Source organism: Achromobacter sp. MUI-25009338 (assembly GCF_057359325.1).
The window spans coordinates 1,034,035-1,052,711 of record NZ_CM170627.1 but is presented as its reverse complement, the minus strand read 5'-3'; the positions used below and the strand labels follow the sequence as shown (position 1 = coordinate 1,052,711).

General features: G+C 68.8%; 20 protein-coding genes. 16 read left to right on the top strand and 4 right to left on the bottom strand.

The annotated features are described in order from the left end of the window. Window positions 1-50 precede the first annotated feature (50 nt). The 13 genes from AC1IQ6_RS04815 to AC1IQ6_RS04755 all read left to right on the top strand — a co-directional run bounded on the left by AC1IQ6_RS04815 (window position 51) and on the right by AC1IQ6_RS04755 (window position 12,552). Window positions 51-815 (top strand): class I SAM-dependent methyltransferase, encoded by a 765-nt coding sequence (locus AC1IQ6_RS04815; RefSeq protein ID WP_485865960.1) that lies wholly within the window; start codon window positions 51-53, stop codon window positions 813-815. 133 nt (window positions 816-948) lie between these two features. Next, a complete protein-coding gene (apbC, locus tag AC1IQ6_RS04810; RefSeq protein WP_102773871.1) occupies window positions 949-2,037 on the top strand; it encodes an iron-sulfur cluster carrier protein ApbC in 1,089 nt (362 codons plus the stop codon). Between the two features lie 13 nt (window positions 2,038-2,050). Further along, window positions 2,051-2,614, top strand: a complete 564-nt coding sequence (locus tag AC1IQ6_RS04805) for a DUF3305 domain-containing protein (protein WP_485865959.1) — start codon at window positions 2,051-2,053, stop codon at window positions 2,612-2,614. Beyond that, window positions 2,611-3,189: a DUF3306 domain-containing protein gene (locus tag AC1IQ6_RS04800; protein WP_485865958.1), complete on the top strand. Its 579-nt coding sequence runs from the start codon at window positions 2,611-2,613 to the stop codon at window positions 3,187-3,189. Before AC1IQ6_RS04805 ends, AC1IQ6_RS04800 begins: the two co-directional genes overlap by 4 nt. Continuing rightward, window positions 3,186-5,291: a 4Fe-4S dicluster domain-containing protein gene (locus AC1IQ6_RS04795; RefSeq protein WP_111825766.1), complete on the top strand. Its 2,106-nt coding sequence runs from the start codon at window positions 3,186-3,188 to the stop codon at window positions 5,289-5,291. The genes AC1IQ6_RS04800 and AC1IQ6_RS04795 overlap by 4 nt, the downstream gene beginning before the upstream one ends. Beyond that, the gene (locus AC1IQ6_RS04790; RefSeq protein WP_102773875.1) at window positions 5,288-5,917 is read left to right on the top strand and encodes a TorD/DmsD family molecular chaperone; all 630 of its coding nucleotides are present in this window, start codon (window positions 5,288-5,290) and stop codon (window positions 5,915-5,917) included. Before AC1IQ6_RS04795 ends, AC1IQ6_RS04790 begins: the two co-directional genes overlap by 4 nt. Before the next feature lie 130 nt (window positions 5,918-6,047). Then, window positions 6,048-6,251 carry a formate dehydrogenase gene (locus AC1IQ6_RS04785; RefSeq protein WP_102773876.1) on the top strand — a complete coding sequence of 68 codons (204 nt, stop codon included), beginning with the start codon at window positions 6,048-6,050 and terminating at the stop codon, window positions 6,249-6,251. Between the two features lie 13 nt (window positions 6,252-6,264). Continuing rightward, entirely contained in the window at window positions 6,265-9,231 is a 2,967-nt protein-coding gene (locus tag AC1IQ6_RS04780; protein ID WP_485865957.1) for a formate dehydrogenase subunit alpha, read from the top strand. Window positions 9,232-9,241: 10 nt separating this feature from the next. Continuing rightward, window positions 9,242-9,883, top strand: a complete 642-nt coding sequence (fdh3B, locus tag AC1IQ6_RS04775) for a formate dehydrogenase FDH3 subunit beta (RefSeq protein WP_102773878.1) — start codon at window positions 9,242-9,244, stop codon at window positions 9,881-9,883. After that, entirely contained in the window at window positions 9,883-10,113 is a 231-nt protein-coding gene (locus AC1IQ6_RS04770; protein ID WP_102774160.1) for a hypothetical protein, read from the top strand. Before fdh3B ends, AC1IQ6_RS04770 begins: the two co-directional genes overlap by 1 nt. 13 nt (window positions 10,114-10,126) lie before the next feature. Continuing rightward, window positions 10,127-11,284, top strand: coding sequence for a formate dehydrogenase subunit gamma (locus tag AC1IQ6_RS04765; RefSeq protein WP_102773879.1), 1,158 nt, complete (start codon window positions 10,127-10,129; stop codon window positions 11,282-11,284). Window positions 11,285-11,306: 22 nt separating this feature from the next. Beyond that, a complete protein-coding gene (locus AC1IQ6_RS04760; RefSeq protein WP_111825768.1) occupies window positions 11,307-11,687 on the top strand; it encodes a hypothetical protein in 381 nt (126 codons plus the stop codon). A gap of 31 nt (window positions 11,688-11,718) precedes the next feature. Beyond that, window positions 11,719-12,552: a formate dehydrogenase accessory sulfurtransferase FdhD gene (locus AC1IQ6_RS04755; protein WP_485865956.1), complete on the top strand. Its 834-nt coding sequence runs from the start codon at window positions 11,719-11,721 to the stop codon at window positions 12,550-12,552. Between the two features lie 156 nt (window positions 12,553-12,708). Here AC1IQ6_RS04755 and AC1IQ6_RS04750 read toward each other — a convergent pair whose 3' ends face one another. Continuing rightward, complete coding sequence (locus AC1IQ6_RS04750) at window positions 12,709-13,812, bottom strand: substrate-binding domain-containing protein (protein WP_485865955.1); 1,104 nt, start codon at window positions 13,810-13,812, stop codon at window positions 12,709-12,711. A gap of 155 nt (window positions 13,813-13,967) precedes the next feature. Between AC1IQ6_RS04750 and AC1IQ6_RS04745 the strand changes: the two genes are divergently transcribed. The 3 genes from AC1IQ6_RS04745 to AC1IQ6_RS04735 are packed head-to-tail and all read left to right on the top strand — an operon-like array spanning window position 13,968 to window position 16,224. After that, complete coding sequence (locus AC1IQ6_RS04745) at window positions 13,968-14,705, top strand: ABC transporter permease (protein ID WP_209165657.1); 738 nt, start codon at window positions 13,968-13,970, stop codon at window positions 14,703-14,705. Then, a complete protein-coding gene (locus AC1IQ6_RS04740; protein WP_485865954.1) occupies window positions 14,702-15,412 on the top strand; it encodes an ABC transporter ATP-binding protein in 711 nt (236 codons plus the stop codon). Before AC1IQ6_RS04745 ends, AC1IQ6_RS04740 begins: the two co-directional genes overlap by 4 nt. After that, a complete protein-coding gene (locus tag AC1IQ6_RS04735; RefSeq protein ID WP_485865953.1) occupies window positions 15,409-16,224 on the top strand; it encodes an ABC transporter substrate-binding protein in 816 nt (271 codons plus the stop codon). The genes AC1IQ6_RS04740 and AC1IQ6_RS04735 overlap by 4 nt, the downstream gene beginning before the upstream one ends. Here the strand turns inward: AC1IQ6_RS04735 and mobB are convergent. The 3 genes from mobB to mobA are packed head-to-tail and all read right to left on the bottom strand — an operon-like array spanning window position 16,218 to window position 18,633. Next, on the bottom strand, window positions 16,218-16,754 hold the full coding sequence (gene mobB, locus AC1IQ6_RS04730; RefSeq protein WP_102773886.1) for a molybdopterin-guanine dinucleotide biosynthesis protein B: 537 nt from the start codon (window positions 16,752-16,754) through the stop codon (window positions 16,218-16,220). The two genes, AC1IQ6_RS04735 and mobB, sit on opposite strands and share 7 nt — an antisense overlap. 8 nt (window positions 16,755-16,762) lie before the next feature. Continuing rightward, window positions 16,763-18,043 (bottom strand): molybdopterin molybdotransferase MoeA, encoded by a 1,281-nt coding sequence (moeA, locus tag AC1IQ6_RS04725; RefSeq protein WP_485865952.1) that lies wholly within the window; start codon window positions 18,041-18,043, stop codon window positions 16,763-16,765. Beyond that, on the bottom strand, window positions 18,040-18,633 hold the full coding sequence (mobA, locus tag AC1IQ6_RS04720; RefSeq protein WP_111825774.1) for a molybdenum cofactor guanylyltransferase MobA: 594 nt from the start codon (window positions 18,631-18,633) through the stop codon (window positions 18,040-18,042). Before mobA ends, moeA begins: the two co-directional genes overlap by 4 nt. Between the last annotated feature and the right edge of the window lie 44 nt (window positions 18,634-18,677).

The window sequence follows — 18,677 nt, the reverse complement described above, 5'->3', positions numbered from 1 at the left end:
CGGCGCGCGACGGCGGACGGCCTGCCCGGCCGTGGTTTAAGCTCGACGCCATGAAACCGTTTGACCGACTCGTCGCCGAAGCCGAAGCCGCCGACGTCACCGGCTGGGGATTCGACTGGCTGGCCGGACGCGCCACCGAGGAACGCCCGCCCTGGGGCTATGCGCGCCTGCTGGCGCAGCGCCTGGCCCAGGCGCGCTCCGCGCTCGACCTGGACACGGGCGGCGGCGAAGTCCTGGCCGAAGCGCCGCGCTTTCCGCCGCGCATGTGCGCGACCGAAGCCTGGCCTCCCAATGCGCGCCAGGCGCATGCGCGGCTCGCGCCGCGCGGCGTCGACGTCGTGCAGGTGGCCGCGGGCGCGCCGCTGCCGTTTGCCGACGCCTCGTTCGACCTCGTCAGCGCGCGGCACCCGGTAAGTCCCGACTGGCGCGAGATCCATCGCGTGCTGGCGCCGGGCGGCCGCTATTTCGCGCAGCACGTGGGCCCGGCCTCGGCGTTCGAGCTGATCGAATATTTCCTGGGGCCGCTGCCGCGCGAACGCGCGCTGCGCGAGCCCGCGGACGAAGCGGCCGCCGCGCGGGAGGCCGGGCTGTCCATCGTCGAGCTGCGCAGCGCGCGTTGCCGCATGGCGTTCCACGACGTGGGCGCGGTCATCTGGATCCTGCGCAAATGCGTGTGGTGGGTGCCCGATTTTTCGGTGGCCAAATACCTCGACCGGCTGCGCGAAATGGACCGCCGCATGCGCCGGGGCGCGCCTTTCGTCGCCCATTCCACGCGCCATCTGATCGAAGCCGCGCGGGTGCAGGGAAAACCCTAGGGAAGCGTCGCGCCGCAGCGCTTGGACTTGCCTGGCTTGAGCGGCATCATGCAGGGATGCGGCACGTCGCTGCACACTGCGCCCTCTGCTAAGATGGGTCGTCCAGGTCACCCTTTATATATATAGAAGCCCGATGGTTGCCTCAGATATCCTGCTCAATACGCTGCAAGCCTGCCTGGACCCCAATACCCGCAAGGACTTCGGTTCGTCGCGCGCGATCAAGAACCTCGAGATCGGCGCCGACGGCGATGTCTCGTTCGACGTGGAATTGGGCTACCCGGCCAAGAGCCAGATCCCGGCGCTGCGCCGCGAACTGATCGGCGCGGCCAAGTCGGTGCCCGGCGTGCAGAACGTCTCGGTCAACGTTCATAGCGTGATCGAAGCGCACGCGGTGCAGCGCGGCGTCGCGCTGCTGCCCAACGTGAAGAACGTGATCGCCGTGGCCTCCGGCAAGGGCGGCGTGGGCAAGAGCACCACGGCCGTCAACCTGGCGCTGGCGCTGGCCGCCGAGGGCGCGCGGGTCGGCCTGCTGGACGCCGACATCTACGGGCCCAGCCAGTCCCTCATGATGGGCATCGAAGGCCGCCCCCAGAGCGAAGACGGCGACACCATGGAGCCGCTGGAGAACTACGGCGTGCAGGTCATGTCGATCGGCTTTCTGGTCGACCCCGACGAAGCCATGATCTGGCGCGGTCCCATGGCGGTGCAGGCGCTGGAACAGCTGCTGCGCAAGACCAACTGGAAGAACCTCGATTACCTGGTCGTCGACCTGCCGCCCGGCACCGGCGACATCCACCTCACGCTGAGCCAGAAAGTGCCGGTCACCGGCGCGGTGGTGGTCACCACCCCACAGGACATCGCGCTGCTGGACGCGCGCAAGGGCGTGAAGATGTTCGAGAAGGTCGGCGTGCCCATCCTGGGCGTGGTCGAGAACATGGCGGTGCACGTCTGTAGCCAGTGCGGCCACGTCGAGCACGTGTTCGGCTCGGGCGGCGGCCAGAAAATGGCGGCCGACTACGATCTGGCCTACCTGGGCGCGCTGCCACTGGACATCAACATCCGGCTGCAGGCCGACAGCGGGCGGCCCTCGGTGGTGTTCGATCCCGACGGCGAGGTGGCCGGGCTGTACAAATCGCTGGCGCGGCAGGTGGCCGTCGCCGTGGCCGGCATGGACAAGGACTATTCCTCCAGGTTCTCGTCCATCGCCATCAAGCGGGCCTGAGGCGGGGCGCGCCATGGAAACCGACTCCCTGCCCCTGACGCTGGACACCGCCGTGGTGATGCGCAAGGAACGCATCACCGGCGCCATGAGCCGCTGGCAGGATTGGCGCTGGGTGCTCGAAGACGTGGTCGCCAACGAGCCGGGCTTCGGCGCGGCGCCGCGTCTGCTGTACCGCGACGAAACCCAGGAACGCTGGCTGCATCCCGGCTTCACCGTGCGCCTGTTCAAGGACGACGCCGAGGGCTATCTGCTCAACGCGTCGGCGCCCGCGCCGTGCTGGTTCGTGCTGTGGCGCATGGAGGAAAGCCCCAGCGTGGCCGCGGAGCCGCTGGCGCGCCCCGAAATCGTCACCCTGAGCTACCACGACGCCGGGCGCTGGCTGGACGCGCAGGAAACCGTGGAGCAGGTGCCGGCGCCGCCGGCCATCGTGGCCTGGCTGCAGGCCTTCGTGGCCGCCCATTACGTGCCGGAGCCCAAGCGCCGCCGCCGCCCCGTCAGTTTCCAGTCCCTGCAGGACCGCTTCGGCAATCCTGCCTCCGTGAGCACCGTCAAGAAATTCGGCGGCGATCCGTCATGAGCGAAACGCGTCATCAGGGCTTTCTGCAGCGCTGGTCGCGCCGCAAGATCGAGGCTCGCGAAGGCGGCCCCGAGGAACCCGCGCCCGCCGCTGAAGCGCCCGCGCCCGTCCCGGCGCAGGAAGCCGCGACGCCGCCGGCCGGACTTCCCGAGGCCGCGCCGGCCGAGCCGGAACTGCCCACCATGGACGACGTGCTGAAGCTCACCGCCGATTCCGATTTCAGCCGTTTCGTCACGCAGGGCGTGGCGCCCGACGTCAAGAACGCGGCGCTGAAGAAGCTGTTCGCCGATCCGCACTACAACGTGATGGACGGGCTGGACGTGTATATAGACGACTATTCGCAACTGGCGCCGCTGCCGCAATCCGCGCTGCGCAAGATGGCGGTCTCGCGGGTGCTGGGCTTTTTCGAGGAAGAAGCGCGCTGCGCCGCCTCGGCCCTGACCGACGCCGTCACTGAAAACCCCGCGCCCAAAGCCGCGCCCGCGCCCGCCCTGCCCGCCGATTCCGGCGCCGCCGATCCCACCGCCGAAGCGCCGGCCGCCGTGCCGGCGCCGGCCGCAGGAACCAAGCCATGACGACACTCATCTGCGACTGCAACCGCACCATGCCGCTGGCCACCGATGCGCTCGGCCAGGCGCTGGGCGAGAACCTGCACCTGCATTCCACGCTGTGCCGCCGCGAGGCCGGCGCCTTCCAGCAAGCCATCCGCGGCGGCGACGACGTGGTGGTGGCCTGTACCCAGGAACAGCGCCTGTTCGGCGAACTGGGCGCGGCCACCGAAGGCGCCGTCGCGCCAGTGAAGTTCGTCAACATCCGCGAGACCGGCGGCTGGAGCCGCGACGCCGCCCAGGCCATGCCCAAGCTGGCCGCGCTGCTGGCGGCCGCGCACCTGCCCGATCCCGATCCGGTGCCGACCGTCACCTACAAAAGCGCGGGCCGGCTGCTGATCGTCGGGCCGCTGGACCGGGCCGAACAGGCCGGCGCCCTGCTCGACGATGTGCTGAACGTCACCCTCTTCGCCCAGGGTCAAGGCGAACGCGGCGGCGCGCAGGGCCGGCGCTTCCCGGTCCTGTCGGGCCGGCTGGACGCGGTGAACGGCTGGCTGGGCGCGTTCGAAGTGCAATGGACGCAGCACAACCCCATCGACCTGGATCTCTGCACCCGCTGCAACGCCTGCCTGGCCTCCTGTCCGGAAGGCGCGATCGGGCTGGACTACCAGATCGACGCCGGCCTGTGCCGCTCGCACCGCGATTGCGTGGCGGCCTGTACGGTGGCGGGCGCGATCGACTTCGACCGCCCGCCCCAGACCGGCGCCGAGACCTTCGACCTGGTGCTGAACCTGGGCGCGCAGCCCCTGTTCACGCGCCATGCCCCGCCCCAGGGCTATTTCACCTGGGACGGCGTCGACCCCTCGGTGCTGCTGCGGCTGCGCGACATGGTCGGCGAATTCGAAAAGCCCAAGTTCTTCGACTACAAGCAGAAGCTCTGCGCTCACAGCCGCAACGCCACCGTGGGCTGCGACGCCTGCGTGCAGATCTGTTCGGCCGAGGCCATCTCCAGCGACATCCGCAACCAGCAGGTCAAGGTCAATCCCAACCTCTGCGTGGGCTGCGGCGCCTGCACCACCGTCTGTCCCACCGGCGCGATGAGCTACAGCTATCCGCGCATCACCGACCAGGGCGCGCGCCTGCGCACCCTGCTGTCGACCTACGCGCAGGCCGGCGGACGCGACGCCATCGTGCTGCTGCACAGCCAGGACCGCGGCCAGGCCATGATCGAGCGCCTGGGCCGCGCGGCCGGCCTGGGGCTGGCCCACGGCGTGCCGGCCAACGTGATTCCGCTGGCGCTGTGGCACACCGCCAGCCTGGGCCTGGACCTGTGGCTGTCGGCCGTGGCCTATGGCGCCAGCCAGATCGCCGTGATGACCACCGGCGAAGAGGCGCCGCAATACCTGGACGGGCTGGAGGCGCAGATGGAAACGGCCCAGGCCCTGCTCAACGGCCTCGGCTACGAAGGCCGGCACCTGCACCTGCTGCGCGTGTCCGAGGCCGCCGAACCGGCCGACCTGGACCGCAGCCTGCAGGCCCTGGCCGCGGGCAAGCCCGCCGCGCCGGCCGCGCGCGCCCGCCACGCGCTCGCGCCCGAAAAACGCAGCACCCTGGACCTGGCGCTGGACCACCTGATCGCGCACGCCCCCGCGCCGCTGCCGCAGGCCATCGCCCTGCCGGCCGGCGCGCCCGGCGCGGGCGCCCCGCTGGGCGGGCTGGAGGTCGACAGCGCGCGCTGCACGCTGTGCATGAGCTGCGTCAGCGCCTGTCCGTCCAGTGCGCTGATGGACAATCCGCAGGCGCCGCAGCTGCGCTTCCTGGAAAAGAACTGCGTGCAGTGCGGGCTGTGCGTCACCACCTGTCCCGAGCAGGCCATCACGCTGACGCCGCGCCTGCTGCTGACCCCGCAGCGCAAGGAAGCCGTGGTGGTCAACGAGACCCAGCCCTTCCATTGCGTGCGCTGCAACAAGCCCTTCGGCACGCTCAAGGGGGTCGAGACCATGATAGGCAGGCTGGCGGGCCACGCCATGTTCCAGGGCGCGGCGCTGGAACGCCTGAAGATGTGCGGCGACTGCCGCGTCATCGAGCTGTACTCGTCCGAAAACGAAACCAAGATCACCCAACTATGACCGGTCCCGCATCCGCCGCCATCATGCCCCCGTCGGATTTCGACGAGGAAGTCGCCCGCGCCGAACTGTACGGCCTGCTGGCCCAGCTGTTCTACGCGCCCCCGCCGCCCGAACTGCTGCAGGCGCTGCGCCAGGCCGAAACGCACGCGCCGGACGCCGGCGGTTTCCTGGAGGCGCCTTGGCAGGAACTGGTGGCCGAGGCCCGCGCGATGGGCGACGACGCCATCGCGGCCGAGTACGACGCCTTGTTCGGCGGCATGGGTAAACCCGAGGTCTATCTGTTCGGCTCGCATTACCTGACCGGCTTTCTCAACGAAAAGCCGCTGGTCGGCCTGCGCAACGACCTGCAGGCGCTGGGCCTGGCGCGCGGCTCGGCGGTGTCCGAAACCGAGGACCACATCGCCGTGCTGTTCGAGGTCATGCGCTACCTGATCGCCGGCGAGGACGCCGGCGTGTCGAACCTGAGCCGCCAGCGCGAGTTCTTCGCCGCGCACGTGCAGCCCTGGATCGACGATATGTGCGCCGCCATCGCCGCGCATCCGGCGGCGCGCTTCTATGCACGGGCGGCCGCCTTTTGCCAGGCCTACGCCAGCGTCGAGGCCCAGGGTTTCGACATGCTGGGCTAGCCGCGCACGCAACATAGGACGCGCCGATGCTGCGGCGCAATCGGGCCCGGGCCGTACGGCGGTTGTCCTGCCTGGGGTCACGGGGTACATTATGCAAAGAATTTCATACCTAGAAGCCAGGAGACGAGCCATGTCGCAAAGCCCGACCAATCGTTCGCGCCGCAAATTCTTCGCGGGTTCGGCGACGCTAGGCGCCGCCGCAGTCGGCGTCGCCGTTCTCCCCGGCGCACAGGCCAAACCCGCCGCCGCGCAGCCCCAGGCCGCGCCCGAGAAGGGCGGCGGCTACAGGCTGAGCGAACACGTCAAGCGTTACTACAAGACCACCCTCGTTTGATAGGGAGCCCGGCATGTTGCTGACCAAGAAAACCAGCGGAGCCGCCGGCGGCTCCGAGTCCAGATTCGTCCAGAGCCTGCGCCGCGGCATGGCCCAGGCCCTGCCCACCATGGACCGGCGCGCCTTCCTGCGCCGTTCCGGCCTGGGCGTGGGCGCCGGCCTGGCCGCCGGCCAGTTGACGCTGCTCACGCGCGCGCAGGCCGCCGAGGGCAAGAACGGCGTGGCCGTCGGCAACACCAAGATCGAAGTCCGCCGCACCGTCTGTACCCACTGTTCGGTCGGCTGCGCGGTCGACGCCGTGGTCGAGAACGGCGTCTGGGTGCGCCAGGAGCCGGTGTTCGATTCGCCCATCAACCTGGGCGCGCACTGCGCCAAGGGCGCCTCGGTGCGCGAGCACGGGCACGGCGAGCACCGCCTGCGCTATCCCATGAAGCTGGTCAACGGCAAGTACCAGCGCATCAGCTGGGACACCGCCTACCAGGAAATCACCGCCAAGCTGATGCAGCTGCGCAAGGAAAGCGGCCCGGATTCGGTGTACTGGATCGGCTCTTCCAAGCACAACAACGAGCAGTCGTACCTGCTGCGCAAGTTCGTCAGCTTCTGGGGCAGCAACAACTGCGACCACCAGGCGCGCATCTGCCACTCGACCACCGTGGCCGGCGTTGCGAATACATGGGGCTACGGCGCCATGACCAATTCGTACAACGACATGCAGAACGCCAAGGTGGCGCTGTACATCGGCTCGAACGCGGCCGAGGCCCACCCGGTGTCGATGCTGCACATGCTGCACGCCAAGGAAACCGGCTGCAAGATGATCGTGGTCGATCCGCGCTTCACCCGCACCGCGGCCAAGGCCGACCAGTACGTGCGCATCCGCTCGGGCACCGACATCCCCTTCCTGTTCGGCCTGCTGTACCACATCTTCAAGAACGGCTGGGAAGACCAGGCCTACATCGATGCGCGCGTCTACGGCATGGACAAGGTCAAGGCCGAAGTCCTGGCCAAATGGACGCCTGACAAGGTCCAGGACGCCTGCGGCGTGGACGAGGCGACCATGTACCAGGTGGCCAAGACCATGCACGAGAACCGCCCCGGCACGCTGGTGTGGTGCATGGGCCAGACCCAGCACTCGATCGGCAACGCCATGGTGCGCGCCTCCTGTATCGTGCAGCTGGCGCTGGGTAACGTCGGCAAGTCCGGCGGCGGCGCCAACATCTTCCGCGGCCACGACAACGTGCAGGGCGCCACCGACGTGGGCCCCAACCCGGATTCGCTGCCGGGCTACTACGGCCTGGCCGAAGGCTCCTGGAAGCACTTCGCCCATACCTGGGGCGTGGATTACGACTGGATCAAGAGCCGCTACGCCTCGCCGGGCATGATGACCAAGCCCGGCATCACCGTGTCGCGCTGGATCGACGGGGTGCTCGAAAACCCCGACCTGATCGACCAGGAAACCAACCTGCGCGCGGTGTTCTACTGGGGCCACGCGCCCAACTCGCAGACCCGCGGGCTGGAAATGAAGCGCGCCATGGACAAGCTCGACCTGCTGGTGGTGGTCGATCCCTATCCGTCGGCCACCGCCGCCATGGCCGCCATGCCCGGCAAGCCGGAAGACCTCAATCCCAACCGCGCCGTGTACCTGCTGCCGGCGGCGACCCAGTTCGAGACCAACGGCAGCTGCACCGCCTCGAACCGCTCGCTGCAATGGCGCGAGAAAGTCATCGAGCCGCTGTGGGAGAGCCGCACCGACCACATGATCATGTACCAGCTTGCCGAGAAACTCGGGTTCGCCAAGGAACTCTGCAAGAACTACAAGATGCAGAAGGTCAAGGACATGGACGAGCCGGTGGTCGAGGACATCCTGCGCGAGATCAACGCCACCTGCTGGACCATCGGCTACACCGGCCAGAGCCCCGAACGCCTGAAGGCGCACATGCGCAACATGCAGATGTTCGACGTGAAGACGCTGCGCGCCAAGGGCGGCAAGGACGCCGAGACCGGCTACGACCTGACCGGCGATTACTTCGGCCTGCCCTGGCCCTGCTGGGGCAATCCCAGCCTGAAGCATCCGGGCACGGCCAACCTGTACGACACCAGCCTGCACGTCATGAACGGCGGCGGCAACTTCCGCGCCAACTTCGGCGTGGAGCGCGACGGCGTGAACCTGCTGGCCGAGGACGGCTCGCACTCCAAGGGCGCGGAGCTGACCACCGGCTATCCGGAATTCGACCACGTGCTGCTCAAGAAGCTGGGCTGGTGGGACGACCTCACCGCCGAGGAAAAAACCGCGGCCGAAGGCAAGAACTGGAAGACCGACCCGTCCGGCGGCATCATCCGCGTGGTCATGCAGGTGCACGGCTGCTACCCGTTCGGCAACGCCAAGGCGCGCGCCGTGGTCTGGAACTTTCCCGACGCCATCCCGCAGCACCGCGAGCCCATCTACGGCACGCGGCCCGACCTGGTCGAGAAATACCCGGCCCAGGCCGACCTCAAGACCTTCTGGCGCCTGCCCACGCTGTACACCTCGCTGCAGCAGAAGAACGTGGCCGAGAAGCTGTACGAGAAATTCCCGCTCATCCTCACCTCGGGCCGCCTGGTCGAATACGAGGGCGGCGGCGAGGAAACGCGTTCCAACCCGTGGCTGGCCGAGCTGCAGCAGGAAATGTTCGTCGAGCTCAATCCCAAGGCGGCCGCCGACCGCGGCATCCGCAACGGCGACCGCTGCTGGGTCCACACGCCCACCGGCGCGCGCCTGAACGTGCAGGCCCTGGTCACCGAGCGCGTCGGCCCCGACACCGCCTTCATGCCGTTCCACTTCTCGGGCCGCTGGCAGGGCCAGGACATGCTGGCCCACTACCCGGAAGGCGCCGCGCCCATCGTGCGCGGCGAGGCGGTCAATACCGGCACCACCTACGGCTACGACTCCGTGACGATGATGCAGGAAACCAAGACCACCATCTGCAACATAGAAAAGGCTTAAGGAGAGCGCCATGGCCCGTATGAAATTCGTCTGTGATGCGGAACGGTGTATCGAGTGCAACAGCTGCGTCACCGCCTGCAAGAACGAGCATGAAGTGCCCTGGGGGGTCAACCGGCGCCGCGTGGTCACGCTCAACGACGGCGTGCCCGGCGAGAAGTCGATCTCGGTGGCCTGCATGCACTGCAGCGACGCGCCCTGTATGGCGGTGTGCCCGGTGAACTGCTTCTACCGCACCGACGAAGGCGTGGTGCTGCACAACAAGGACACCTGTATCGGCTGCGGCTACTGCTCCTACGCCTGTCCTTTCGGCGCGCCGCAGTTCCCTTCCGAGGGCAATTTCGGCGTGCGCGGCAAGATGGACAAGTGCACCTTCTGCGCCGGCGGCCCGGAAGAACACGGCAGCGCGGCCGAGTTCGAGAAGTACGGGCGCAACCGCCTGGCCGAAGGCAAGCTGCCGGCCTGCGCCGAAATGTGCTCGACCAAGGCGCTGCTGGCCGGCGACGGCGACGTGGTGGCCGACATCTTCCGCAACCGCGTGGTGCAGCGCGGTAAGGGCGCCGAAGTCTGGGGCTGGGGCACCGCCTACGGCTCGCAGCAGGCCGGCCAGCCGTCCCAGCAACAGCAGCAGCAACCTGCAAAGGCCAAGCCATGATGATTGCGCGCATATCCCTGCTGGCCGCCGTCGCGCTGCTCGCGGCCTGCAGCGAACCGTCGCAGGCGCTGATGACCGGCAAGAACAATAATGCCGGCAAGCCCTACTACGACGGCACGGGCAGCAATTTCGTGGCTTCCGGCTGGAAGCCCGGCGACAAGAACAGTTGGCAGCAAGAGCTGAAGACCCGCACGCAGCGTGGCCAGAACGAATACACGCGCGTGCATTGATCGGGAGCTTGCCATGATACGGTCACTACTCGCGGCACTGGTGATAGGCTTGGCGGCGCTGGCGCCGGCGGCCGCCCAGAATGCGGCGCCCGCCGGCGGCGGCCTGGGCAACATCCAGAGCGCCAACATCTTCGAGGTCAAGCCCGACGCCAACGAGTTGCCGGGCTATGCCGAGCAGACCAACGCCGAACGCGCCAAGGTGCAGCCGGGCAACAACGCGCCGATGTGGCGCCAGGTCAATTCCGGCGAACCCGGCTATTCCAGCCTGCCGCGCAGCCAGGCGCCCGAGGCCGGCGTGCTGATCCAGCGCTTCGTGCAGTACCCCGGTTCGGACTACACCACCGCCGGCGAGGCCTGGCGCCAGGTGCGCAACAACTGGATCATTCCGTACGGCGGCGGCCTGCTGCTCATCATGCTGGTCGCCATCGTGCTGTTCTACCTGGCCAAAGGCAGCATCAAGGTGCACGAGGCCCCCACCGGCCGGCGCATCGAACGCTTCACGTATTTCGAGCGCGCCGCGCACTGGGTCAACGCCACCGCCTTCGTGATACTGGCGCTGTCCGGCATCGTGATGGCCTTCGGCAAGTTCTTCCTGCTGCCCATCATGGGCAGCGCGCTGTACGGCTGGATGACCTGGGTGCTGAAGACCGTCCACAACTTCGTCGGGCCGGTGTTCGCGGTGTCGCTGGTGGTGGTGCTGCTGACCTTCATCAAGGACAACATCCCGCGCCGCTACGACCTGATCTGGCTCAAGAAGGGCGGCGGCCTGCTGCGCGCCACGCACGTGCCTTCGCACCGCTTCAACGCCGGCGAGAAGATCATGTTCTGGGGCGGCATGCTGTTCCTGGGTCTGATCGCGGTGGTGTCGGGTCTGTTCCTGGACAAGGTGGTGCCCGACCTGGACTATTCGCGCGGCAACATGCAGATCGCCCACATGGTCCATGCGGTGTCCGTCGTCCTCATGACCTGCATGATCATGGGCCATATCTACCTCGGCACCATAGGCATGCAGGGCGCGTTCAAGGCCATGAAGACCGGCTACGTCGACGAAACCTGGGCGCGCGAGCACCATCAGCTCTGGTACGACGACATCGAGGCCGGCAAGATCCCCGCGCAGCGCACGCCGGACAAAGGCGCTAAGACGCGCCCCACCCGCCCGGCCGGCGTCTGACGGCCCGCCACCAGGAGCCCGCATGAAAAAGCTCGCTGCAATACTGATCGCGCTGGCCGCCGTGCCGGCGGCCTACGCCAAGCTGCCTCCGCCCAGCGCCGAGGCCAAGGCCCGCGCCGACGAGACCGCGGCCAAGGCCGCCTGGTCGGCCAAGATGGACGCCTACCGGCTTTGCCAGGCGCAGGACCGCGTGGCCGCCGCGTATTACGCGCAGGCCAAGGCCGCCGGCAAGACTCCGCGTCCGCCCGTGGCCACCGCCGGCTGCCAGGACCCGGGGCCTTTCGCCTACGTGCGCCCCGAGGAAAAACCGCGCGAGACCTCCGGCGCGCATTCGCCCGCCGGCACGGCCACCCAGCCGCCCAGCACCGCCACGCCCGCCGCCGACAGCAAGCCCAAGCCTTGATTCCGTACCGATGACCGCGTCGTTGCCCCGCATGACCGCCGCCCACGCCCCGCTGACCCGCGAGGTGTGGGCGATAGACGAACACGGCCGGCGCGAGGCGCTGTCGATCCCGGCCGAACGGCCGCTGACGGTCTACGTGGACCGCCGCGAAATCGTCACCCTGATGACGCTGGGCGCCCTGCCCGAGCTGCTGGTGCTGGGCTACCTGCGCAACCAGCGCCTGGTGCGCGGGCTGGACGAAGTCGTCAGCGTGACCGTGGACTGGGAGGTCAACGCGGCCGCCGTCGAAACCCGCAACGGCATCGCCGACATCGAGGCCCGCACCAAGAAGCGCGTGGTCACCACCGGCTGCGGCCAGGGCAGCGTGTTCGGCGACCTGATGGAAGAGATCGACAGCATCCGCCTGGCGCCCGAGGCGCGCCTGGGCCAGGACGAGCTCTACGGCCTGCTCAACGCCATCCGGCTGCAGGAGACCACCTACAAATCGGCCGGCTCGGTGCATGGCTGCGCGCTGTTTCGCGGCGCCGACATGCTGATGTTCGTCGAGGACGTCGGCCGCCACAACGCCATCGACACCATCGCCGGCTGGATGTGGGTGCAGGGCGCGCAGGGCCAGGACGGCGCCGACAAGGTGTTCTACACCACCGGGCGGCTGACGAGCGAAATGGTGATGAAGTCCGCGCAGATGGGCGTGCCCATCGTGGTCTCGCGCAGCGGCATCACCCAGATGGGTTATGAAATCGCCCAGCAGCTGGGGCTGTGCGCGATCGGACGGGCGATCAACAAGCGCTTCATCTGCTATACGGCGCCGGAGCGGCTGCGGTTGCAGCCGGAATTGGCGGGGGAGCGGGTCGGCGTTGTGTGATGGGTTTCGCGCGCTCGAGATTCGGGTTCTTGCACAAGAGATCTCGCGCTGCACCCATCCTACGGCCATCGACTCGTAGGATGGGTGCAGCGCGAGATACTCGACATAGGAAATCAACCGCCGAGCGCGCGAAACCCATCACACCCCCCCACCAAATCACCGCCGCTTCGGCTTCCTCCCGAAATCCCACCAAGGCAGGCTCCGCCGCAGCGACAACACCTGCCCGCTATCCGTAGGCGTATACCCCGGCATTCCCGCCAGCAGCGCCTGCCACTGCGCGCTGCGCAGGATTTCCATCAAGGCCAGCGTGGACGGCTGCTCCAGCGTGGACTTCAGGCACACCAGGAAATAGTTCTCCCGCACCAGCGGCACGAAATCCAGCCGTTCGCGCACGGCGGCCGAGGCGATGCCCAGGCCGGCGTCGGCGCTGCCCGAGGCCACCGCGTGCGCCACCGCCTTGTGCGAAGGCTCGGTGCGCTGGTAGCCGTCGACGGCGCGGGGGGCTATTCCGGCCTCTTCGAGCAGCTCGTCGAACAGCACCCGGGTGCCCGTGCCCAGCGCCCGGTTCACGTAGCGCAGGCCCGGCTGCGCCAGGTCCGCGACGCCGCGCAGCCGGCGCGGATTGCCGCGCGCCACGATCAGGCCCTGGTCGCGCTGGGCGAAACCGATGATCTTGTGCAGCCCCGGCCGCAGCAGCGGCTTGTAGGCCCGCTCGCTGCGCGAGCCGGGCGGCGGCTGCTGGCGGGCATGGAAGCCGGCCATCACGCAGCGCCCCTCGTTGAGCGCGCTGATCGCGTCCAGGCTGCCGGCGTAGCGCACGTCCAGGTGCAGCTTGGCCGAGGCGACCGCGTATTCCTGCAGCGCCGCCAGCGCGTCGTCGTGGCTGGCGTACAGCGGCACCACGTGGGCGGCGTTGTCGAAGGCCACCGCGAAGGTGCGCTCCAGCTCGGCGCGCAGCGCGCTGATCTGCGGCGCCAGCCTGGCCTGCGCCTGGCGCTCGGCCCATAGCAGCTTTTCGCCGAATTCGTTCAGGCGCGCGGGCTGGCCCTTGTCCCAGACGATGAGGGTGCGGCCCAGCGTCTGCTCCCAGCGCTTCAGTTCGCCCCAGACATGACGGTACGACAGACCCAGGGCCTTGGCCGCGGCCGAGATCGACCCGTGCTCGCGCACCGCGAACAACAGGTCCATGAGGGCGTTGCGGATCTGGGCTGGTTGCGCGCCTTGGGCGCCCAGCAGATAGGTGAGTTCTATGCTGTGCACGGCGGCGTAGTATGCCTTAAAACTGCCTCGAAAACCCGGGAACGGGTTGCAGGAAAGCGTAGCGCAAAGCCGCGTGCGGCGCTATGCAATTCCCTTCATATGGCTCGCCGCCAAGGCATGCGATACCCTCGTCCGGGGAGACAGGGACAACACGCATGAATACTCTTACGGAGAGCGTGCAGACTGCGCTGCGGCTCATCGTTTCGCTCGACTCTACGCTGCTGGCCATCGTCGGGCGCTCGCTCGCCGTCAGCGTGACGGCCTGTATCCTGGCCTGTACGCTGGGCATGGCCGCCGGCGCGTGGCTGAGCGTGGTGAACTTCCGCGCCAAGCCGGCCGTGCTGACCCTGCTCAACACCTCGCTGGCCCTGCCCTCGGTGGTGGTCGGCCTGATCGTCTACCTGCTGCTGTCGCACTCCGGCCCGCTGGGTTTCCTGGGCTGGCTGTTTTCCTTCAAGGCCATGGTGCTGGCCCAGACCATACTCGTGCTGCCCTTCGTCACCGCGCTGGTGCGCCAGACCGTGGGCGACGCCGAAGCCGACCACGGCGAACAGCTGCGTTCGCTGGGCGCGCCGCCGCTGCTGCGCGGCCTGCTGCTGCTGTGGGACGAACGCTTCGCCCTGGTCACCATCGTGATCGCGGCCTTCGGGCGCGCGATCTCCGAGGTCGGCGCGGTCATGGTGGTGGGCGGCAATATCGACGGCTATACCCGCGTCATGACCACCGCCATCGCGCTGGAAACCAGCAAGGGCGACCTGCCGATGGCGATGGCGCTGGGCCTGGTGCTGCTGGCCGTGGTGCTCGCGCTCAACGTCCTGGGCGCCATGGCGCGGCGCTGGCACGAGCAGCGCGACGCCGGCGTCGCCGCCGCGCTGGCGCGCGAGGCGCTATGAACGCGCTGTTCGAACTGGACGGCGTGGACCTGCGCTACGGCGCCGTGCAGGCCCTGCGTGGCGTGCGCCTGAGCATCGCCGCCGGCGAACGCGTGGCGCTGGTCGGAGCCAACGGCAGCGGCAAGAGCACGCTGCTGCGCGTGCTGCACGGCCTGGCCCGCCCCAGCGCCGGAAGCGCGCGCTGCCTGCCCACGACGCGCCAGGCCATGCTGTTCCAGCACCCCTACATGCTGCGCGCCTCGGCCCTGAACAACGTCGCGCTCGGGCTGTGGCTGCGCGGCACGCCCTGGGGCCAGGCGCGCGAGCGCGCCGCCCAGGCGCTGCGCCAGGTCGAGATGAGCGAGCTGGCCGAGCGCAACGCGCGCAGCCTGTCCGGCGGGCAGAAACAGCGCCTGGCGCTGGCGCGCGCCTGGGCGCAAGCCCCCGAAGCCCTGCTGCTGGACGAACCCACCGCCAGCCTGGACCCGCACTCCAAGCGCGAGGTCGAGAACCTGATGCAGCGGTTCAGCGCCGGCGAATCGGCTACCGGAAAAGCAGCCACCATGATCTTCGCCAGCCACAACCTGGGCCAGGTGCAGCGCCTGGCCGACCGCGTCATCTACCTGGACCACGGCCGGGTGCTCGTCGATCTGCCCGTGCACGATTTCTTCAACGGCCCCCTGCCCGAAACCGCAAGCCTGTTCCTCAAAGGAGAACGCATTCTATGAATCCGCTCACACCCTTGCGCTGCGGCGTCGCCCTCACCGGCCTGGCGGCCGCGCTCGCCGTGCTTCCCGTGCGGGCCGAGACCATCACCATGGCCTCGACCACCTCGACCGAACAGTCGGGCCTGTTCGGGCAGCTGCTGCCGGCGTTCAAGGCGGCCAGCGGCATCGACGTCAAGGTGGTGGCGCAAGGCACCGGCCAGGCCCTGGACACCGCGCGCCGCGGCGACGCCGACGTGGTGTTCGTGCACGACCAGGCGGCCGAAGAGAAATTCGTGGCCGACGGCTACGCGGCCAAGCGCTATCCGGTGATGTACAACGACTTCGTGCTGATCGGCCCCGCGCCGGACCCGGCGGGCGCCAGGGGCAAGGACATCGTCGCCGCGCTCGGCAAGCTGGCGGCCGCCGACGCGCCCTTTATCTCACGCGGCGACAAGAGCGGCACGCACGCGGCCGAGCTGCGCTACTGGAAACAGGCCGGCCTGGACGACAAGGGCGGCGGCTACAAGGAATGCGGCTGCGGCATGGGCCCGGCCCTGAACATGGCCTCGTCGATGAACGCCTATGTGCTGTCCGACCGCGGCACCTGGCTCAGCTTCAAGAACCCCGGCGACCTCAAGGTGCTGGTCGAGGGCGACAAACGGCTCTTCAACCAGTACGGCGTGATGGTGGTGAACCCGGCCAGACATGCGCACGTGAAGGCGGCGGCAGCCCAGAAGTTCGCCGACTGGGTCACCTCCAAGGCCGGCCAGGACACCATCGCCAGCTACAAGATCAACGGCCAGCAGCTGTTCTTCCCCAACGCAAATCAATAGGCGCCGGCGGTGGCCGCCAGCACCTTTTCCAGGGGCCAGGCATGCGCCTGGACCAGGTCGGCCACGGCTTCGTAGTCGTCCAGGCCGACCCAGGGCAAGCCGGTTTCGGCAGGCGGCGGCGCATCGCTGGCGATGGCGCCGATGCTGGGGTCGTCCGGATACAGCCAGGGCTTGGCGTTGGCGGCCCGGTGCACTTCGATCTTCAGGTGCGGGCTACGCTTGAAGCCCTCGACCAGCACCAGGTCCACCGCGCGCATATGGCCCAGCAGCTCGCCCAGCCCCGGCTCGGGCGCTCCGCGCAATTCGTGCATCAGCGCCCAGCGCGTCGAAGACGCCACCAGCACCTCGCAGGCGCCCGCCTCGCGATGCTGGTAGGAGTCCTTGCCCGGGTGGTCGATATCGAAGGCGTGATGGGCATGCTTGAGCGTGGACACGCTCAGGCCGCGCGCCTTCAGCACGGGAATCAGGCGCGTGAGCAGCTGGGTCTTGCCCGCGCCGCTCCATCCGGCGAAACCTATCACTCGGGTCATGCGGCGCCTCAGATCAAGCCGTCGAAAGGCAGCACGTCCACGTAGGCGCCCGCGGCGATGTCGCCCTGCTCGTGCCCCAGCACCAGCAGGCCGTTGGCCTGGCTCATGCTGCGCAGAATGCCCGAGCCCTGCGAACCGGTGATGTGCGCCTGCCAGCCGCCGTCCTCGGCGCGCGTGACGATGGCGCGCTGGTATTCGGTGCGGCCGGGCTTTTTGCGGATGGCCTTGGGCGTCACGCAGCGCAGCAGCGGCAGGGCCTGCGGCGCGGCCCCGCCCATGGCCAGGATCGCGTCGCGCACCAGCGCGTAGAAAGTGACCATCACGGCCACCGGATTGCCCGGCAGGCCGAACAGGATCGCCTGCCCGATGCGGCCGATGGCCAGCGGCCGCCCCGGTCGCATGGCGATGCGCCAGAACAGCACGTCGCCCAGGCGCGCCATGACTTTCTTGGTGTAGTCGGCCTCGCCCACGCTCACGCCGCCGGACGTGATGACCACGTCCGCGTTGGCGGCCGCGGCGGCGAAGGCGGCTTCGAGCGAGGCCTCGTCGTCGCGCACCACGCCCATGTCCAGCACTTCCACGCCCAGGCGCTGCAGCATGCACCACAGCGTGTAGCGGTTGCTGTCGTAGACGCAGCCTTCGTCCAGCGGCTGGCCGACGGAGCGCAGTTCGCTGCCCGTGGAAAAGAACGCCACGCGCACGCGGCGGCGCACGGCCACCTCGCCGCGGCCCAGCGAGGCCAGCATGCCGATGTCGGCGGGCCGCAATATGCGCCCTGCCGCCAGCGCCGGCTCGCCGCGCGCCAGGTCCTCGCCGGCCAGGCGGCGGTTGTCGCCGGCGCGCAGCATGCCCGCGGGCACGGCGATGGCGCCGTCTTGCACCTGCACGAATTCCTGCGGCACCACGGTGTCCAGCCCGGCGGGCATCACCGCGCCGGTCATGATGCGCACGCATTCGCCCGGCCCGGCCTGGCCCATGAAATTCTCGCCCGCGCGCCCGCTGCCGGCGATGCGCAGCACCGTGTCGCCGTCGGCGCGCAGGTCGGCGCCGCGCAGCGCGTAGCCGTCCATGGCCGAGTTGTCATGCGCCGGCACATCGATGTCGGAGACGATGTCGGCGGCCAGCGTGCGGCCCAGCGCGGCGCGCAGCGGCAGCACCTCGGTGGCGCTCAGGCGCGGCACCAGCCGGTCGATGAATTCGCGCGCCTGCCCGATGGGCAGCGCGTTCGGGTCATAGCCATCGACACAGGAAGCGATGGCCGCGAGGGTCGCGGGACGATCGGTGCTCATGATTGAAGCTGCTGCAGTTCGGTTAGGGTGTTGGCGCCGGCGAACGCGTGCGCGTCCTCGAACAGCACCTCGACACAGACATGGCTGGCGGTCCAGACGTCGATCTTGCGCTGGCCGCTGTCGAGAAACGCCAGCAGGCTGCCCAGCAGCGAGGTCTTGAGCAGGCAGAACACCGGCTGCGCGCGGACCGCCCCGCCCTCGCGCGTGGCCACCATGGCGATGTCGGCCCCGGCGTGCTCGAGCCCGGCCGCCAGCCGCTCCACCATGTCCGGCGGAAACAGCGGCGAATCGCAGGGCACGGTGACCAGGTATTCGGTTTCGCAGCGCTCCAGCCCGGCGGCGAAGCCCGCCAGCGGCCCGGCGAAATCGGCGCTGGCGTCGGGCCATACCGGCGCGCCCAGCGATTCGTAGGCCGCCAGGTTGCGGTTCGCGTTGATCATGATCTCGCCGACCTGCGGCCCCAGGCGCAGCAAGGCGTGCATGGCCAGGGGGATGCCCTGGAAATTCTGCAAGCCCTTGTCCACGCCTCCCATGCGGCTGCCTCGTCCGCCGGCCAGGATCAACCCAGTGATTTGGCTTTTATTTATCATCGTACTCACGAGTTCCGGCCGCTGAGCGAGCGGCCTTGCGGTCA

Excerpts from the sequence above, each read along its gene's own strand:
- AC1IQ6_RS04755 (WP_485865956.1), top strand. The coding sequence starts at position 11,719 with ATGACCGCCGCCCACGCCCCGCTGACCCGCGAGGTGTGGGCGATAGAC.
- AC1IQ6_RS04770 (WP_102774160.1), top strand. The coding sequence starts at position 9,883 with ATGATTGCGCGCATATCCCTGCTGGCCGCCGTCGCGCTGCTCGCGGCC.
- AC1IQ6_RS04790 (WP_102773875.1), top strand. The coding sequence starts at position 5,288 with ATGACCGGTCCCGCATCCGCCGCCATCATGCCCCCGTCGGATTTCGAC.
- AC1IQ6_RS04760 (WP_111825768.1), top strand. The coding sequence starts at position 11,307 with ATGAAAAAGCTCGCTGCAATACTGATCGCGCTGGCCGCCGTGCCGGCG.
- AC1IQ6_RS04805 (WP_485865959.1), top strand. The coding sequence starts at position 2,051 with ATGGAAACCGACTCCCTGCCCCTGACGCTGGACACCGCCGTGGTGATG.
- AC1IQ6_RS04800 (WP_485865958.1), top strand. The coding sequence starts at position 2,611 with ATGAGCGAAACGCGTCATCAGGGCTTTCTGCAGCGCTGGTCGCGCCGC.
- AC1IQ6_RS04780 (WP_485865957.1), top strand. The coding sequence starts at position 6,265 with ATGTTGCTGACCAAGAAAACCAGCGGAGCCGCCGGCGGCTCCGAGTCC.
- AC1IQ6_RS04785 (WP_102773876.1), top strand. The coding sequence starts at position 6,048 with ATGTCGCAAAGCCCGACCAATCGTTCGCGCCGCAAATTCTTCGCGGGT.
- moeA (WP_485865952.1), bottom strand. The coding sequence starts at position 18,043 with ATGAGCACCGATCGTCCCGCGACCCTCGCGGCCATCGCTTCCTGTGTC.
- fdh3B (WP_102773878.1), top strand. The coding sequence starts at position 9,242 with ATGGCCCGTATGAAATTCGTCTGTGATGCGGAACGGTGTATCGAGTGC.
- mobB (WP_102773886.1), bottom strand. The coding sequence starts at position 16,754 with ATGACCCGAGTGATAGGTTTCGCCGGATGGAGCGGCGCGGGCAAGACC.
- apbC (WP_102773871.1), top strand. The coding sequence starts at position 949 with ATGGTTGCCTCAGATATCCTGCTCAATACGCTGCAAGCCTGCCTGGAC.
- mobA (WP_111825774.1), bottom strand. The coding sequence starts at position 18,633 with ATGATAAATAAAAGCCAAATCACTGGGTTGATCCTGGCCGGCGGACGA.
- AC1IQ6_RS04735 (WP_485865953.1), top strand. The coding sequence starts at position 15,409 with ATGAATCCGCTCACACCCTTGCGCTGCGGCGTCGCCCTCACCGGCCTG.
- AC1IQ6_RS04795 (WP_111825766.1), top strand. The coding sequence starts at position 3,186 with ATGACGACACTCATCTGCGACTGCAACCGCACCATGCCGCTGGCCACC.
- AC1IQ6_RS04745 (WP_209165657.1), top strand. The coding sequence starts at position 13,968 with ATGAATACTCTTACGGAGAGCGTGCAGACTGCGCTGCGGCTCATCGTT.
- AC1IQ6_RS04740 (WP_485865954.1), top strand. The coding sequence starts at position 14,702 with ATGAACGCGCTGTTCGAACTGGACGGCGTGGACCTGCGCTACGGCGCC.
- AC1IQ6_RS04765 (WP_102773879.1), top strand. The coding sequence starts at position 10,127 with ATGATACGGTCACTACTCGCGGCACTGGTGATAGGCTTGGCGGCGCTG.
- AC1IQ6_RS04815 (WP_485865960.1), top strand. The coding sequence starts at position 51 with ATGAAACCGTTTGACCGACTCGTCGCCGAAGCCGAAGCCGCCGACGTC.